This is a genomic window from Janthinobacterium lyxosi (assembly GCF_051380665.1).
GTDB lineage: Bacteria > Pseudomonadota > Gammaproteobacteria > Burkholderiales > Burkholderiaceae_D > Janthinobacterium.
This window is the reverse complement of sequence record NZ_JBNYXM010000036.1, coordinates 34,911-50,301: the sequence shown is the minus strand read 5'-3', so window position 1 is coordinate 50,301 and position 15,391 is coordinate 34,911. Positions and strand designations below refer to the sequence as shown.

Annotated in this window: 14 protein-coding genes; 8 read left to right on the top strand and 6 right to left on the bottom strand. The window is 62.8% G+C overall.

What is annotated here, in order from left to right; translation table 11 throughout:
* Positions 1 to 712, bottom strand: a 712-nt coding sequence (locus ACQ4WP_RS25305; RefSeq protein ID WP_436525464.1) for an MCP four helix bundle domain-containing protein, incomplete at its 3' end; no start/stop codon positions are given.
* A 215-nt stretch (positions 713 to 927) separates the two neighbouring features.
* A complete protein-coding gene (locus tag ACQ4WP_RS25300) occupies positions 928 to 1,419 on the bottom strand; it encodes a chemotaxis protein CheW (RefSeq protein WP_436525462.1) in 492 nt (163 codons plus the stop codon).
* Between the two features lie 333 nt (positions 1,420 to 1,752).
* Here ACQ4WP_RS25300 and ACQ4WP_RS25295 point away from each other — a divergent pair, with 333 nt between their 5' ends.
* From ACQ4WP_RS25295 to ACQ4WP_RS25280, 4 genes are all read left to right on the top strand, one after another.
* Complete coding sequence (locus ACQ4WP_RS25295; RefSeq protein WP_436525460.1) at positions 1,753 to 2,403, top strand: HD domain-containing protein; 651 nt, start codon at positions 1,753 to 1,755, stop codon at positions 2,401 to 2,403.
* Positions 2,404 to 2,522: 119 nt separating this feature from the next.
* Positions 2,523 to 3,806: a TCR/Tet family MFS transporter gene (locus ACQ4WP_RS25290; protein WP_436525458.1), complete on the top strand. Its 1,284-nt coding sequence runs from the start codon at positions 2,523 to 2,525 to the stop codon at positions 3,804 to 3,806.
* A 100-nt stretch (positions 3,807 to 3,906) separates the two neighbouring features.
* Positions 3,907 to 4,728, top strand: coding sequence for a substrate-binding periplasmic protein (locus ACQ4WP_RS25285; RefSeq protein ID WP_436525456.1), 822 nt, complete (start codon positions 3,907 to 3,909; stop codon positions 4,726 to 4,728).
* 10 nt (positions 4,729 to 4,738) lie between these two features.
* On the top strand, positions 4,739 to 5,596 hold the full coding sequence (locus tag ACQ4WP_RS25280) for an EamA family transporter (protein WP_436525454.1): 858 nt from the start codon (positions 4,739 to 4,741) through the stop codon (positions 5,594 to 5,596).
* Here the strand turns inward: ACQ4WP_RS25280 and ACQ4WP_RS25275 are convergent.
* The gene (locus ACQ4WP_RS25275; protein WP_436525452.1) at positions 5,593 to 7,530 is read right to left on the bottom strand and encodes a CocE/NonD family hydrolase; all 1,938 of its coding nucleotides are present in this window, start codon (positions 7,528 to 7,530) and stop codon (positions 5,593 to 5,595) included. The two genes, ACQ4WP_RS25280 and ACQ4WP_RS25275, sit on opposite strands and share 4 nt — an antisense overlap.
* A 317-nt stretch (positions 7,531 to 7,847) precedes the next feature.
* On the opposite strand from ACQ4WP_RS25275, the gene trpS reads away from it, so the two are divergent.
* From trpS to ACQ4WP_RS25255, 4 genes are all read left to right on the top strand, one after another.
* On the top strand, positions 7,848 to 8,924 hold the full coding sequence (gene trpS, locus ACQ4WP_RS25270) for a tryptophan--tRNA ligase (RefSeq protein ID WP_243420194.1): 1,077 nt from the start codon (positions 7,848 to 7,850) through the stop codon (positions 8,922 to 8,924).
* Between the two features lie 119 nt (positions 8,925 to 9,043).
* A complete protein-coding gene (locus ACQ4WP_RS25265; RefSeq protein WP_436525450.1) occupies positions 9,044 to 10,633 on the top strand; it encodes a pyridoxal-dependent decarboxylase in 1,590 nt (529 codons plus the stop codon).
* A 36-nt stretch (positions 10,634 to 10,669) separates the two neighbouring features.
* Positions 10,670 to 11,923: a voltage-gated chloride channel family protein gene (locus ACQ4WP_RS25260; protein ID WP_436525448.1), complete on the top strand. Its 1,254-nt coding sequence runs from the start codon at positions 10,670 to 10,672 to the stop codon at positions 11,921 to 11,923.
* Positions 11,920 to 12,651, top strand: coding sequence for a class I SAM-dependent methyltransferase (locus ACQ4WP_RS25255; protein ID WP_436525446.1), 732 nt, complete (start codon positions 11,920 to 11,922; stop codon positions 12,649 to 12,651). The genes ACQ4WP_RS25260 and ACQ4WP_RS25255 overlap by 4 nt, the downstream gene beginning before the upstream one ends.
* A gap of 26 nt (positions 12,652 to 12,677) precedes the next feature.
* Here ACQ4WP_RS25255 and ACQ4WP_RS25250 read toward each other — a convergent pair whose 3' ends face one another.
* The 3 genes from ACQ4WP_RS25250 to ACQ4WP_RS25240 all read right to left on the bottom strand — a co-directional run bounded on the left by ACQ4WP_RS25250 (position 12,678) and on the right by ACQ4WP_RS25240 (position 15,354).
* The gene (locus tag ACQ4WP_RS25250; protein ID WP_436525444.1) at positions 12,678 to 13,625 is read right to left on the bottom strand and encodes a cupin-like domain-containing protein; all 948 of its coding nucleotides are present in this window, start codon (positions 13,623 to 13,625) and stop codon (positions 12,678 to 12,680) included.
* A 226-nt stretch (positions 13,626 to 13,851) separates the two neighbouring features.
* Entirely contained in the window at positions 13,852 to 14,595 is a 744-nt protein-coding gene (locus ACQ4WP_RS25245) for a DNA-binding protein (protein WP_436525442.1), read from the bottom strand.
* 141 nt (positions 14,596 to 14,736) lie between these two features.
* Positions 14,737 to 15,354, bottom strand: a complete 618-nt coding sequence (locus tag ACQ4WP_RS25240) for an LON peptidase substrate-binding domain-containing protein (RefSeq protein ID WP_436525440.1) — start codon at positions 15,352 to 15,354, stop codon at positions 14,737 to 14,739.
* Positions 15,355 to 15,391: the final 37 nt, after the last annotated feature.

Below are 15,391 nucleotides of genomic sequence, written 5' to 3'. Positions count from 1 at the left end.
TCTGCGCCGTCAAGTCGCCATCGGCCACCTTGCGGGCGATTTCCACGGCCGTGCGCAGGGGGCGAACGATGCCCATCGTCAAGACCCAGGCGCACACGACGCCAAAAGCCAGCGCCAGCGCGGCCAACACCAGCAGCAGATTGCGGCTGGTACTGGCGACGGCGTCGATCTCGCGCGCCGTCGTGTCGATGCTGGCGCGCTGGTATTCCAGCAAGTCCTGCACCATCTTCTGGTATCTCGCGGCGGCCGGCACGAAGGTCTTTTCAAACACTTCATTGGCAGCGTCGACCTGCGCTTCGCCCTTCAGCTTGTAGACCTGGTCGCGCGAACTGATGTACACCTTGCGCTGTTCCAGCAAGCCCGCGAACATGGCTTTTTCGGCGGGCAAGTCGATCAGTGCCTCGATCCTCTTTTGCAGCTCGGCCGAACTGGACGACGAAACTTTTGATTCTTCGGCAAAATAGCCGCTCAGCGAAGTGTCGCTGCTGCGGGCAATGGCGATGGTGCGCCGCACGGCGCTGTCGATACGGCCATACCAGTCGGAAATATGGCGTTCCTTCGCCAGCGGCTGCTCCATCATGACGCGCGTGGCGCTGGCCACGTCATGCAGACGCCAGACACTGATGCCGGTGATGAGTATGGAAAACAGCAAAATGACGGCAAAACCCGATCCCAGACGCACCCCGATGCTGACGTTTCTTAACAAATTCATGTGAACTATCCTAATATCCAGAAGAGGCCCTGCAGCCAGCGCCAGGGACAGCATGGCGGACACCGCCAAATCTGTCCCGCCAAGTAAACTGGCGCACGGTTCGGTTGAACCGTGCGCCAGTAAAATGCGCTAGCGTGCTCCCTGCAGAAACGATATGCAATACTTAATGTCAATAGTTTTTGACAATATGCAGGGAAATTCTCTTCACTGCAGCATTACGCCGCCAGTTTCTCGATCAAGCCCATGTCGGCGCTGGACATCAGCTGGTCGATATCGACCAGGATCAGCATGCGCTCGTCGATGGTGCCCAGGCCGATCACGTATTCCGTGTTGATCGAGCGGCCCATGTCCGGCGCCGGCTTTATCTGGTCCGGCAGCAAGGTAGTGACGTCGGACACGCGGTCCACGACCATGCCGACCACGCGGTTGCCGATATTGAGGATGATGACGACGGTGAACTGGTCATAGCTGGGCGTGCCCAGGTTGAACTTGATGCGCATGTCGACGATTGGCACGATGATGCCGCGCAAGTTGACCACGCCCTTGACGAACTCGGGTGCGTTGGCGATGCGGGTCGGCGTTTCATAGCTGCGGATTTCGCTGACTTTCTGGATGTCGATGCCATACTCTTCCTGGCCCAGGGTAAAGGCCAGGTATTCGGCAGCCTTGGCAACGGTTGCGCCAGTGTCGCTGGAAATGGTGTTCATGATAATCCTTTCGTTAACTCGCCTGGGGCGCAGGCCAAGACACGCTGCACGCGGGTCCTGGACGTGACGAGCCATCCAGAATGCAATAAAATGGCTGCCAATTGTATGTTTTTGCAAATACTTTCTAGCAATTAGCTTATGTCTCTAATTTCCGTGCGGCAATATTAACCCATGTAAATTTTACATGCACTAAAAAAGAGCGCTCACCGGGCTGATGCTTTTCCAAAATGCACTTATGTGGCAAATGCGGCACGCTGGGGCGCCAGGCTCCGGGCCACATGCGGCGGCGTTTTATGCCACACTGGCAGCCCCTGCTTTTTACAACTTTACACCATGCATTCTTTGCTTTCCCAATGGCAACCACGCCTGCTGGCACTGGCCACGGCCGGCCTGGGCCACGACAGCGCCCACGACATCAACCACCTGCAGCGCGTCTGGCGCAATGCCAGCGTCCTGCTGCAAGACCATGCGCAAGCCGATGCCCTCACCGTGATGGCCGCCTGCTATCTGCACGACCTGGTCAACTTGCCGAAAAACCACCCCGAGCGTCACCTGGCCTCGCGCCAGGCGGCAGCCCTGGCTTGCCGCCAGCTGGCCGAACTGGATTTTCCTGCGGACAAGCTGGCCGGCGTGGCCCACGCCATCGAGACGCACAGTTTTTCTGCCGATCTGCCGCCGCACACCATCGAAGCGCAAATCGTGCAGGATGCCGACCGCATCGACGCGCTGGGCGCCGTGGGACTGGCACGCCTGTTCTATACGGCGGCGCGCATGGACAGCGCACTGGCGCATGGCAGCGATCCGCTGGCCGAACATCGCGCACTGGACGACAAGGCGTACGCGCTCGACCATATCGTCACCAAGCTCGACAAGCTGCCCGGCAAGATGCAGACGGCGGCGGGCCGCGCGCTGGCCGAACAGCGCCTGGCCGTGCTGACGGATTTCCGCGCCGCCTTTGCCTCGGAATGGGGAATTACGCTCTAGCATGGGTGGCGATAGCCAGCAGCGCGCATGCTGTCTATAATGCAAGCCTCAGCTATCGCGCCGCGCGTCAGCAGAAACCTGCAACGCGCCGGCGCAACGCCAACGCGCCGAAAGCATGCATGTCCGATAAAACCAGCCACGACAGCCATTCCCCGTCCTCCCCCGCCGCGCCCGCGCGCGCCGGCAACCTCAATTTCATCCTCGTCTGCGTCTTCATCGACATGCTAGGCATCGGCCTGGTGGTGCCCGTGCTGCCCATCCTGATCGGCGACTTTGTCAACGGCAAGGAGGCGCAAGCGTTCTGGTACGGCATCATGGCGGCCGTCTTCGGCTTGCTGCAGTTCATCTTCATGCCCATGCTGGGCGCCATCAGCGACCGTGTGGGACGCCGTCCCGTGCTGCTGTACTCGATGGCCGGCATGGGCATCAATTTCCTTGCCACGGGCTGGGCGCCGAACCTGGCCTGTTTGTTCATCGGCCGCATCATCGGCGGCGTGTCGTCGGCCAGCATGTCGGTCGCGTCCGCCTATGCCTCCGACATTTCCACGCCGGACAACCGCGCCAAGAGCTTCGGCAAGATCGGCGCCGCCTTTGGCCTGGGCTTCATTTGCGGCCCCATGCTGGGCGGCCTGCTGGGCGAGATCAATCTGCACCTGCCGTTTTACGTGGCGGCGGGCCTGTCGGCAGCCAATTTCATCTACGGCTATTTCTTCGTGCCCGAATCGTTGCAGCCAGGTCCGCGCGCGCCATTTACTTTGGCGCGCATCAATCCGTTTTCCGCCCTGCTGAAACTGGTGCGCCGCGTGGAGATCCGTGGCCTGGTGCTGGCCTTCGGCCTGATGACGTTTGCGCAAATGATGCTCAACACCACCTGGGTGTTGTACACGCACTTTCGCTTCGACTGGACGCCGCGCCAGAACGGCATCGCCCTGTTTTGCGTGGGCCTGTGCGCGGCCGTGGTGCAGGCGGGCTTGCTGGGTATTTTGATCAAGCGTTTTGGCGAAGTGCGGCTGTCCTTGCTGGGCATGGCCTCGGGCGCCCTCACCTACCTGCTGTACGGCCTGGCGACGCAAGGCTGGATGATGTATGCGTTGATTTTGTGCAACCTGCTGGCCTTTGCCGCCGGCCCCGCCCTGCAAGGCATCATCTCGAAGGCGTCCGCCGCCAGCGAGCAGGGAGAACTGATGGGTTCCCTGCAATCAATCAGCAGCCTCGGCATCATCATCATGCCCTTGCTCGGCAGCATGATCCTCAGCGAAGTGAGCCACTTGCCGCCGCAAGACTGGCGCATCGGCAGCACCTTCTATCTGTGCGCCATCATGCAAACCCTGGGCATCCTGGTGGCCTGGCGCTACTTCAAGGCGCAACGCCAGGCAAGACTTGTGGTTTCCACCACAAAGTAGTCGGCGGGATAATATTGCATTTGAGAAATAAATAGGCGAGAATGGGATAATCAACCGCGCGTTACCGACGCCCGGCATTCGATGGTGAGCAAGGATGGGTATGACTGAATTTTATTCCAGCGCCTGGCGCCGAACCGTGGCCATGCTGATGCTGGCGCTGCCGTCGCTGGCCGGCGCGCAATGCTCGCGCGACATCCAGGTGCCCGTCTCGGCCATCGGCGCCAGCGTGGTGGTCAACGGCGCCACGATCAGCGGCATCTACCCTGACTTGCTGCGCAGCCTGGGTGCCAAGCTCGGCTGCAATTTCATCTTCACGGCCGTGCCCCGCGCGCGCCTGGAGGCGATGTTCGAGACGGGCAAGGCCGACCTGCTGATCCCGGCCAGCAGCACCTTGCGGCGCGACCAGCATGGCCTGTTCATCCCCATGATGGGCAGCCGTCCCCTGCTGATCTCGCTACAGGGCACGCGCGGACCCATCAACACCATGCAGGAATTGCTCGAGCGGCGCGAATTACGCGTGGCGCTGGTGCGCGGCTACGACTATGGCGCACCATACCAGGCGCTGGCGAAGGAGCTGAGCAGCCAGGGACGCCTGTTCTACGAAGTCGATGCGCTCTCCGTGGCGCGCCTGATGCAAAGCGGCTTCATCGATGCCACCATCATGGCGCCCACCATCCTGGCCGGCGTGGCGCAGAACGATGCGCGCGTGTACGGCCTGGCCGACCGCCTGCGCCTGGAAGCGCTGCCCGAGCTACCGTGGGGCATGAGCGGCGTCTACCTGTCGCGCAAGACGCTGACGGCGGAAGACCAGGCGACCCTGCGCGAACTGCTGGACAAGGCGGGCCGCTCGGGCACCGTGATGGACGCCTTCCAGCGCCATCACCGCCAGGAACTGCTCTCGCTCAGCATACGTCCGCGCTAAGGACATACACATGTCGGGTCTGGTCGTCGCCGTCGTTTTATTTGCCGCCCTGTTGCACGCCAGCTGGAACGCCATCGTCAAGTCGGGCAAGGATAGCTTTCTCAGCACGGTGCTCGTCTCCGTGGGCGCGGCCCTGATCTCGCTGGCAGTCTTGCCCTTTGTCGATGCTCCCGCGCCCGCCAGCTGGCCCTACCTGGCCGCCTCGGCCGTGGCGCAGCTGGCCTATTACTCTCTGCTGGCGGCCGCCTACAAGGCGGGCGACATGAGCCATGCCTACCCCCTGATGCGCGGCAGCGCGCCGCTCCTCGTGGCGCTGGCCAGCTGGCCGCTGATCGGCGAGCGCCTGTCTTCCCTGCAGATGGGCGCCGTCGCCTGCATCTGCGCGGGTATCTTCGGCCTGTATTTCGCCGCGCGCCTGCCCGCCATCGGCAGCACGCCGAAAAACACGGGACGCGCCACCGCCTTTGCGCTGGGCAACGCCTGCGTCATCGCCAGCTATACCCTGATCGATGGCATCGGCGTGCGCCTGTCCGACGCACCGGCCGCCTACACCATGTGGATTTTTGTCTTGAACGGCACCGGACTGCTGCTGTGGACGGCGTTGCGCCGCCCCGCCGACTTGCTTGCCTATGCGCAAACGCAATGGCGCCTGGCCGCCTTTGGCGGCTTCGGCACCCTGGCTTCATATGGCCTGGCCTTGTGGGCCATGACGCAGGCGCCCGTGGCCGCCATCGCGGCCCTGCGCGAAACGTCGATTTTGTTCGCCATCGCCATTGCGGCCCTGTTCCTGCGCGAAAAAATCAGCCCCCGCCGCTACCTGGCCATCGCCCTGATCGCGGCGGGCGCCATCCTCATGCGCGCCGGCTAGCGGGCGTCGAGCGGCGCTATCGGCAACTCGATTGCGCTGGCCGCGCCTGCCGCGTGGTACACGCGCTGCGTGGCCTTCTTGTAATCACCAGGCTGGGCCAGGAAGATGTTCGGCACGAAGGTTTGCGGGTTGCGGTCGTACAGGGGGAACCAGCTCGACTGCACTTGCACGGCGATGCGGTGACCGGGCAAGAAGACGTGATTCGCATTCGGCAAGGCGAAGCGGTAGCGTTCCACCTTGCCCGCTGGAATGGCCGTCGGGTGCTCGAAGCTGTCGCGGTAGCGGCCACGGAAGATATCCATCGCCACACCCAATTGATACCCGCCCATGGCCGGCTGCGACGGCACTTCGTCCGGATACACATCGATCAGTTTCACCACCCAGTCGGCATCCGTGCCGCTGGTGGCGGCGAACAGGTTCACCATCGGCGCACCGGCGATGCGCACGGCCGTCTTCAACGGTTCGGAAACATAGCTGAGCACGTCCGTGCGGTCCGCATAGCCGCGCTGGTCGCTGACCAGCCATGGCTTCCACACGTCGGCGTCAATGAGGCGCACGGGACGTGCGACGAAGGGGACGGGTTTCGCAGGATCGGCCACGTATTCATCGAACGCGCCGCCGGCCGCATCTGTTTGCGCTGGCGCAAAGCCCAGCTTGTAGCCATCCTGCAGGTAGACCGGCGTCAACTTGGTCTCGCAGGTGTCGCAGGCCAGCGGCCACTGCTGCAGGCGCTGCCACTGGTTCGTGCCGCTCTGGTACGACACCACGGGCGCCGTGTTCGCGTCCGGCGCGCCATCCTTCAGGTATTGATTGAGGAATGGTTGCATGACTTTTTCACGGAACTGGCGCGCCGTGTCGCCGTCAAACTTCAAGGCGCCCAGGCTGGAACCGTCATAGTTGACGCCGCTATGACGCCACGGGCCAATGGCCAGGTAATTGAGATTGTTGCGCTTGTCGCGCCCTTCCATCGCCGTGTAGCTGGCATAGGGGCCATAGATGTCTTCCTGGTCCCACTGCCCCACCACGTGCATGGTGGGCACGATCAGCGGGCGCTTCGCCAGGATTTTATCGAGCGCCTGTTCCTGCCAGTAACTGTCGTAGGCCGGGTGTTCGAACAGCTTTTTCGTGTACGTCAGCTTGTCGATGCCGAATTTCTTCGCGTAATCGCCGGCCGAGCCGATGCGCAGATACGCATCGTAGTCGTCGTAGACGCCCGTCACGGGCGCCTCGCCGCTGCCGCGCACGCTCGTCTGCCACGCCAGGTAAGACAAGCTCGGCATGCGGAAGGCGCCGTTATGGAACCAGTCGTCGCCGCGCCAGCCATCGACCATGGCGCTCATGGGAATGGCCACTTTCAGCGCCGGATGCGGGTCGACCAGGGCCATCAGCACCGTATGTCCCTCGTACGAGGAACCCAGCATGCCCACCTTGCCATTGCTTTCCGGCACGTTTTTCACGAGCCAGGCTATGGTGTCCCACGCATCCGTGACGTTATCGACCTTGGTATTGTTCAGCGGCCCCCGCACGGGGCGCGTCATCACGTAATCGCCTTCCGAGCCATGCTTGCCGCGCACGTCCTGGAACACGCGGATATAACCGTTTTCCACCAGGGTATCGTCGCCCTGCGGCAAGGTGGCCAGCATGCTGGCGCTGGTTGCGCGCTGGGCGCGACGGGCCGCATTGTACGGCGTGCGCGTGAGCATGATCGGCGCCCGTTTGGCGTCTTTCGGCACGACGATCACCGTGTACAGCTTGACGCCGTCGCGCATGGGGATCATCACCACGCGCTTGACGTAGTCATTCATGTCGGGCATGACCAGCTTGGCGCCGATATCGGGCGTCATGGGCGGTGTTTGCGCCAGCACGGGTGCAGCAAAGAGGGAACTGATAACCAGGGCCAGGCCGGTGAGCCGGGCGGGGGACGACACGCGCATACTGTTCTCCAATGATTCATGCCAAGCAAAAGTGGCCGAACGGCAATAGTACCCGGAAAGCAAGTTTTGCAGTAGGCCCGTCTCTGACGCAGCGCAGCAGATAAATCGGCACGCAACTTGACAGAACGCGCACGAACTGCAACCATAACGCCATGAAATTTATCCCGTCACAACACGCCTGCTTGAATTGGTGGTCCCGCTCACTTTCGCGCGGCCACTCTATAGTGATGTGAATTTGATCCACGCCGCCTCGATCGGTGGCGTAACAGGCTCCAGCCTGGATCATCCCCGATGCAGGCGGCTCAAAAGGAAACTTGATGAGCTTGCCTAACACTCCCGATACTCCCGATACCGACAACGCCCCGGCCGCGCCATTGTCCGCCGCCGCCATCGCTTCGCAATCCGTGATCCTGACGGGCGACCGTCCGACCGGCCCCTTGCACCTGGGCCACTACGTGGGCAGCCTGCGCGACCGCGTCCGCTACCAGAACAGCTACAAGCAATTCATCATGTTGGCCGACGCGCAGGCGCTGACGGACAATATGGATGACATCGACAAGGTGCACCGCAATGTGGTCGAAGTGGCGCTCGATTATCTGGCCGTCGGCATCGACCCGACGAAAACCACGGTGTTCATCCAGTCGCAAATCCCGGAATTGGCCGAGCTGACCTTTTACTACCTGAACATCGTTACCGTGGCGCGCCTCGAGCGCAATCCCACCGTCAAGGAAGAAATCCGCTTGCGCGGCTTCGAACGCGACATTCCAGCCGGCTTTTTGACCTACCCGGCCAGCCAGGCGGCCGACATCACGGCCTTCAAGGCGGGTGTGGTGCCCGTGGGCGAAGACCAGATTCCGATGATCGAACAAACGAATGAAATCGTGCGCCGCTTCAACCGCATGTACAACCGTGAAGTATTGATGGAATGCAAGGCGCTGGTGCCGGACATCGGCCGCCTGCCCGGCATCGACGGCAAGGCGAAGATGAGCAAGTCGCTGGGCAACACCATCAACCTGGGCGCCACCTCGGCCGAAATCACGGCCGCCGTGAAAAAAGTCTATACCGACCCGCTGCACCTGCGCGTGGAAGACCCGGGCCACCTGGAAGGCAACATCGCGTTTACCTACCTGGATGCGTTTGACCCGGAAAAAGCGGCGCTGGCCGAAATGAAAGCCCATTACGTGCGTGGCGGCCTGGGCGACAGCATCGTCAAGAAGCGCCTGGACCTGGTCTTGCAGGAAATGCTGGCGCCGATCCGCGCCCGCCGCGAAGAGTTTGCCAAGGACAAGGGGCAAGTCATCCAGATGCTGAAAGAAGGCACCTTCAAGGCGCGCGAGGTGGCGGCCCGTACGGCCGATGAAGTCAAGTCGGCGCTGGGTCTCAATTACTTCTGATCACAGACAGGAATAGCAAACTGATGCGCCCAGGCGGAGTCGGGTAAAATCCCGCTTTCGCCTGGGCGCAATTCGTTTGTCACCGTGGCATCAGCAATCCGTAGAGAAGACAACGCGCCATGACCGATACCCCTATCGAACAGCTGCTGCAGCAGCATTTTTCCATCAATGCGCTGCAACGCTCGCCCGCGCCCCTGCAGCAGGCGCTGGGCATGCTGGGCGGCTGGCTGGCCGCCGAACGCGACACGCCGTATCCGCACACGCCGTACGCGGAACTGCTGACGCAACTGTCCGACACTTGCCTGCCCGCGCACGGCATGCCCGTGGCGGATTTCCTGCAAGAACTCGACACCACCGTGCTGGCCAATACGGCCCAGCTGAACCATCCGCAATACATCGGCCACATGACGCAGGCCTTGCCCTGGATCAGCGTGCTGGCCGAAGCGTTTACAGCCACCCTGAACCAGAACCAGGTCAAGATCGAGACGGCGTATGTCTCGACCCTGATCGAAAAGCAGATCCTCGGCTGGCTGCACCGCCAAGTCTACCAGCAGCCCGGACATGTCTACACGCAGGCGATGGCCGCCACCAGCGGCGCGCTGGGCAATGTCGTCAATGGCGGCACCATGGGCAACTTGACGGCCCTGGCCGTGGCGCTGGAAAAACAATTACCCGGCACGCGCAAGCAGGGCCTGTTTGCCGCCATGCAGGCATCCGGCCATGCGGGGCTGGCCGTCATCGGCTCGGCCCGCAGCCATTATTCCGTGAAAAAGGCGCTGGCGACCCTGGGCCTCGGTGAAAACGCCTTGCACCTGGTGGCCGTCGACCGCGACAACCGCATCGATGTCGCCGCGCTGGAAGCGACCATTGCCGACTTGAAATTGCGCAAGATCAAGGTCGTCGCCATGATCGGCATCGCCGGCACGACGGAGACGGGCGCCATCGACCCGCTGGCCGCCATGGCGGCCATTGCCGCGCGCGAATCCATCTGGTTCCATGTGGATGCAGCCTGGGGCGGTGCCCTGCTGATCGCGGAACAATACCGCGCGCTGTACGACGGCATCGCGCTGGCTGACTCCGTCGTCATCGACGGGCATAAACTGCTGTGGGTGCCGATGGCGCAAAGCATGGTGCTGTTCAAGGATAGCGCCAGCCTGAACTTGCTGAAACACAACGCCAACTACATTTTGCGCGACAACTCGGGCGACCTGGGCCAGACGTCACTGGAAGGCTCGCGCCGCTTCGACGCCTTGAAACTGTGGACCTCGTTCAAGGTGCTGGGCGTGTCCGGCTACACGAGCTTGCTGCAGCAGGCGGCCACCCTGTCCGGCCAGTTGCAGCAGTTATTGGCCGACCAGCAGGACTTCGAACTGCTCACCCGTTCCGACACCTTCATTCTGACCTACCGCTACGTGCCCGCGCACTTGCGCCAGCGCATGGAAAGCTTGCTGGCCGGCGACCAGGTGGACGCGGCGACCGAACTGAACAAGCAACTGAACACGCTCAACGCCAAGCTGCAAAACCGGCAAAAAGCGCAAGGCCAGAGTTTTGTGTCGCGCACGGTACTGGAATCGACGCGCTATCCTGGCCCGACCAATGTGCTGCGCGTGGTCATGACAAATGTCAAGACGCGTCCCCACCACCTGCGCGCCATCCTGGCCGAGCAGCGGGCCATCGGCCAGACGCTGGTGGCCGAACTGGGCCTGTAAGAAACCTCCCACCCATCAGCCTTGACTGGATGCCCGATGCAGCGCCCCCGCGCCACCTTCGCCGCCCTCACCGATCTCTTACGCCATCTGTTGAAATGGCTGCTGCTCGCCTTTGTTGTGGCCGCACTGGCAGGGTCGGCCTCGGCCGCTTTCCTGTTCGCCCTGGACTGGGCGACGCGCACGCGCCTGGCGCACGCCTGGCTGATCTGGCTGCTACCTGTGGCGGGCTTTGCCGTCGGCTGGCTGTATTTGCGCTACGGCAGCAGTGTCGAAGGCGGTGCGAATCTGCTCATCGATGAAATCCACGACCCGAAAAAAATCGTCCCCTTGCGCATGGCGCCGCTGGTGCTGGGCGGCACTGTCGTCTCGCATTTGTTCGGCGCGTCTGTCGGGCGCGAAGGCACGGCCGTGCAGATGGGTGGCGCGCTGGCCGACCAGCTAACCCGCATGTTTCGCCTGAACAATGAAGACCGGCGCATCATCCTGATGGCCGGCATCAGCGCCGGCTTTGCCTCCGTCTTCGGCACGCCGCTGGCAGGCGCCCTCTTCGGCCTGGAGGTGCTGGCCATCGGCCGCCTGCGCTATGAAGCCATGCTGCCTTGCCTGGCCGCCGCCGTCATCGCCGACCAGGTGGGCCTGCTGTGGGGCGTCCAGCATACGCATTACGCCATGCCGCTAATCCCCGCCATTTCCGCCTGGACCTTGTGCGCCATGGTGATCGCGGGCATGCTGTTCGGCGTGACCGGTAACATATTTGCGCAAGCCACGCACGGCTTGAGCGGACTGATGAAGCGCTGGATCAGCTATGCCCCGCTGCGCCCGCTGATAGGCGGCCTCGTCGTCGCCGTCGCCGTGTGGATGATCGGTACGGACCGGTACATCGGCCTGGGCATCCCCACCATCGTCGACGCGCTGAAGGAACCGCTGCCCGCCTGGGATTTTCTCGGCAAGATGGCGTTTACCATCGTCTCGCTGGGCACCGGTTTCAAGGGCGGCGAAGTGACGCCCCTGTTCTTCATCGGCGCGACCCTGGGCAACGCGCTGGGGCCGCTGCTGCACCAGCCCGTCACCTTGCTGGCCGCCATCGGCTTTGTCGCCGTGTTTGCAGGCGCGGCCAACACGCCCATCGCCTCGACCCTGATGGCGATGGAACTGTTCGGCGCCGAGATCGGCGTGTACGCAGCCATCGCCTGCGTCGTCGCCTATCTGTTTTCCGGCCACGCAGGCATTTACCGGGCGCAACGCAGCGGCCACGCCAAGCGCACACCCCCTAAGGATGCAGACACATGACACAGAATATCTACGACAACGACGCCTTTTTTACCGGCTACAGCCAGCTGCCCCGCTCCATCGGCGGCCTCGACAGCGCCCCCGAATGGCCGGCCCTGCGCGCCATGCTGCCCGAGGTAAAGGGAACAAGCGTGCTGGACCTGGGTTGCGGCTATGGCTGGTTCTGCCGCTGGGCGGCTGACGCCGGCGCGGCGCGGGTGCTGGGCGTGGATGTGTCGGAAAAGATGCTGGCGCAGGCGCGTGGCATGGGGAACCATGCGGCGGTCAAGTATGTCCGGCTAGACCTGGAACAACTGGCCTTGCCGCCCGCCAGTCACGATCTGATTTACAGTTCACTGACGTTCCACTACATCGAAGGTTTCGATACCTTGCTGGCCGCCATCCGCCACGGCTTGATGCCTGGCGGCAAGCTGGTGTTTTCCATCGAGCACCCGATCTTCATGGCGCCGCGCCGGCCCGGCTGGCTGACGGATGCGCAAGGCCGCAAGTGCTGGCCCGTCGACAGCTACCAGCAGCAAGGCCCGCGCGTGTCGGACTGGCTGGCGCCAGGCGTGATCAAGCAGCACCGCACCCTCGGCACGACCATCAATGCGTTGCTACACGCCGGTTTCCAGCTGGAACATGTGGAAGAATGGGGGCCGACGGACGAACAGGTCGCGCAGCAGCCGGCCCTGGCGGAAGAGCGCGAGCGACCGATGCTGTTGCTGGTGGGGTGCGGCCTGCGCTAGCCCCCTGAGGGCCGCGGCGATACGCTTTACGGCGCGCTCCGCCGCAGCGCCACATCCCCATGCAGGGCCAGCGGCACGGCCCTGGCCCAGCGATTCGACGACAGGGAAAACGTCAGCGCGCGCACCTGGTGGTACCAGCCGGCGGGCACATACAGCATGTCGCCCGGCTCGACGAGGCATTCGATCATGGTGGCCTGGCGCGCCAGGGGAAAACGTTCGAAATCGGGCGTTTCCGGGTCGAAGGGCGAACCGAACAGGATGGCGTTCGCTTCGCTGGGGTACAGGAAGGCGTCGTGGTGCGGCGGCGACAGGAAAATGCGCTTGCGGCCCCACACCTGGGCGAAGATATTGTCGTCGTAATCGCAATGCAAAGGCGTTACCGTGCCAGCCGGCCCCACCCAGAAGCGTGGCGGGCCCATCTTGTCGAAATACGTGGGCCAGTGGCACAGGCGGTTCAATTCGCGCAATTCCAGGTTGCCCAGGTATGGTGGCAACGCGTACTTGCCCTCTGCCACCAGGTCTAGATATTGCCCCATCGACATGTCCTGCATGGCGCGGTCGGCCGCAAACGCCGTGTTGATGTAGTCGCCCACCCGCGCGCGCACGGGCACGTGGCTGAACTGCGCGCACAAGATGTCTGGCTCCAGCTTGGACAAGGGCCAGCGCTGCACCAGCCCGCGCATCAGGAATGGCAGGCCCAGCGCGGCGCGCGCGCGGAAGGCGGCCGCGTCCAGCATGCCCAGGCGCGGCACGGCGCTGATGGCCGGCAAGTCACGCGCCGCCTGCTTGATGGCCTCGCGCATGGCATCGATGGACGTGACGCCGCGCACCTGCGCATCCTTGTCTTCACGTGCCTGCTTGCGCGCAAGCGCCGCTTCGGGCGAACTGAATTCGGCTGGCGGCCTGGGCGGCAAGGCGCGCGGCGAAATGGGGGTGGCCGCAAGCGGGAGCGGCACTTCTTTTTCTACGGACATAAACCTTCTTTGCGATCAGGCGCCGCGCGACATGGCGCGACAGTGCGCCATTTTAAGCCAGCAAGGCCCGTTTCAGCACGCCTAACACATCCCCACCGGCGCATCGACACCTGACAAAACCGTCGCGAGCGGAAGGGAGAGGTGGCCGAGAAGCGCAGCCGTGCTGAAGCACGACGAGCATCGCAGGCTACCTATACCGACGCGCAGCAGGTTTTGTCAGGTGTTCCTACACCGGGGTTTTGAAGATGGGATCGACGATGAACTGCTGCGCCTTGATGCGCAAGGTGCGCTCTTCGTCCAGCTCGGCGCGCGTTTCGCCCAGCTCTTCGCGTTCCGCTTCCAGTTCCAGGCGGGCGGCCGCCAGTTCCGTTTCCACGCGCGTCAGGCTTTCCAGCTTCAGCTGGGCCTGGATCAATTCGGCGCGCGCCGCTTCGGCGGCTTCTTCCAGACGGGGGACGCCTTCGAGCTTGAATTGCGCCTTGGCCAGGTCCATGCGCGCCTGCTCGGCCGCCTCTTCCAGACGCGGCAAGCCTTCCAGGCGCAGCTGCGCCTTGGCCAGGTCCGTGCGGGCCTGGTTGGCCACTTGCCGCTCGCGTTCGAGTTCCTCGCGCAAAGTTTCCAGTTCACCCGCCTGCAAGTCGAGCATTTCTTGCTGGCGCTCGTTCTCGCTGGCAAGGTCCATCAATTCCTGTTGATTGTCGTTCATCTCGGCTTCATGCGCGCTGTGGCTGGCGCTTAATTCCTGTCCTACATAATCGAGGATGGCTTGCTGCAGCACAGGCGACAGTTCGGCGGCGGCAGCGATCTGACGCTGCGCGCCTGCCTTGCGGCGCAGCAAGAGCTTGCTGATGGTGCCCAGGCAGGCGCCGTTGCCCAGCCGTTCGCGCAAGGCGCGCACCGTGATGGCCTGGCCTTCGCCCGCCATCGCTTCCATTGCCGCATTGATCTGTTCCGCGCTTACTTTTGCCATTATCGTGTACTCTTGAATGTTGCTCAGGGCAATCTTGCCCAGGGGCATTATCTTATGCCAGCGGCGGCAAAGCGTAAAGTATTTCTCAATTGAAATTGCAATTACACAACGGAACCATGTGCATACATGCGGCTTGGCGCCTTATTCCTCGAGCAGACCGTTTTCGGTCAGCATATCCTGCACCAGTTCCAGGCGCAGCACGGGATTGTCCTGGCTCAGCAGTAATTGCTTTTGCATGGCGCTCAGGGACAGCAGCTCGCACCAGCGGTTCGCCACCCAGCCGCACTCGTCGAGCCGGTACGGCGGCTGCAGGGGCATTTGCTCAGGCGGGATCTTTTGCTCCTGCAAAGTGCGTATCAGCGCGCCCAGCGCGTCGGCCACGTTCTGCTGCTCTTGCGGGATGGGAATGGTTTTATCGGGCGGCAAGGTGTCAATCTGCGCCATCCACAAGCCGTGCTTCAACTGCTCGCTGGAAAGGATATGAAAACGCTGCATGCCCATGCATTTGATTTGCAGCAAGCCCGACAGGGGCGCGGCCCAGTCGATGACGCGCGCCAGGGTGCCCACGGGTGCCAGGGTTTCGTGCTGGCCCGGCTTGCGTACTTCCGCGCCGTCCAGCAGCTGCACCACGCCAAACAGCTGCTCGCCCATGATGCACCGACGTATCATGTCCAGGTAGCGTACCTCGAAGATCTGCAGGGGCAGATAGCCATCGGGATACAGCACCGTATTGAGCGGGAACAAAGGTATCGAGGTCATAGCGCATGATGGCACAAATGCCATATCCATGCAGCGC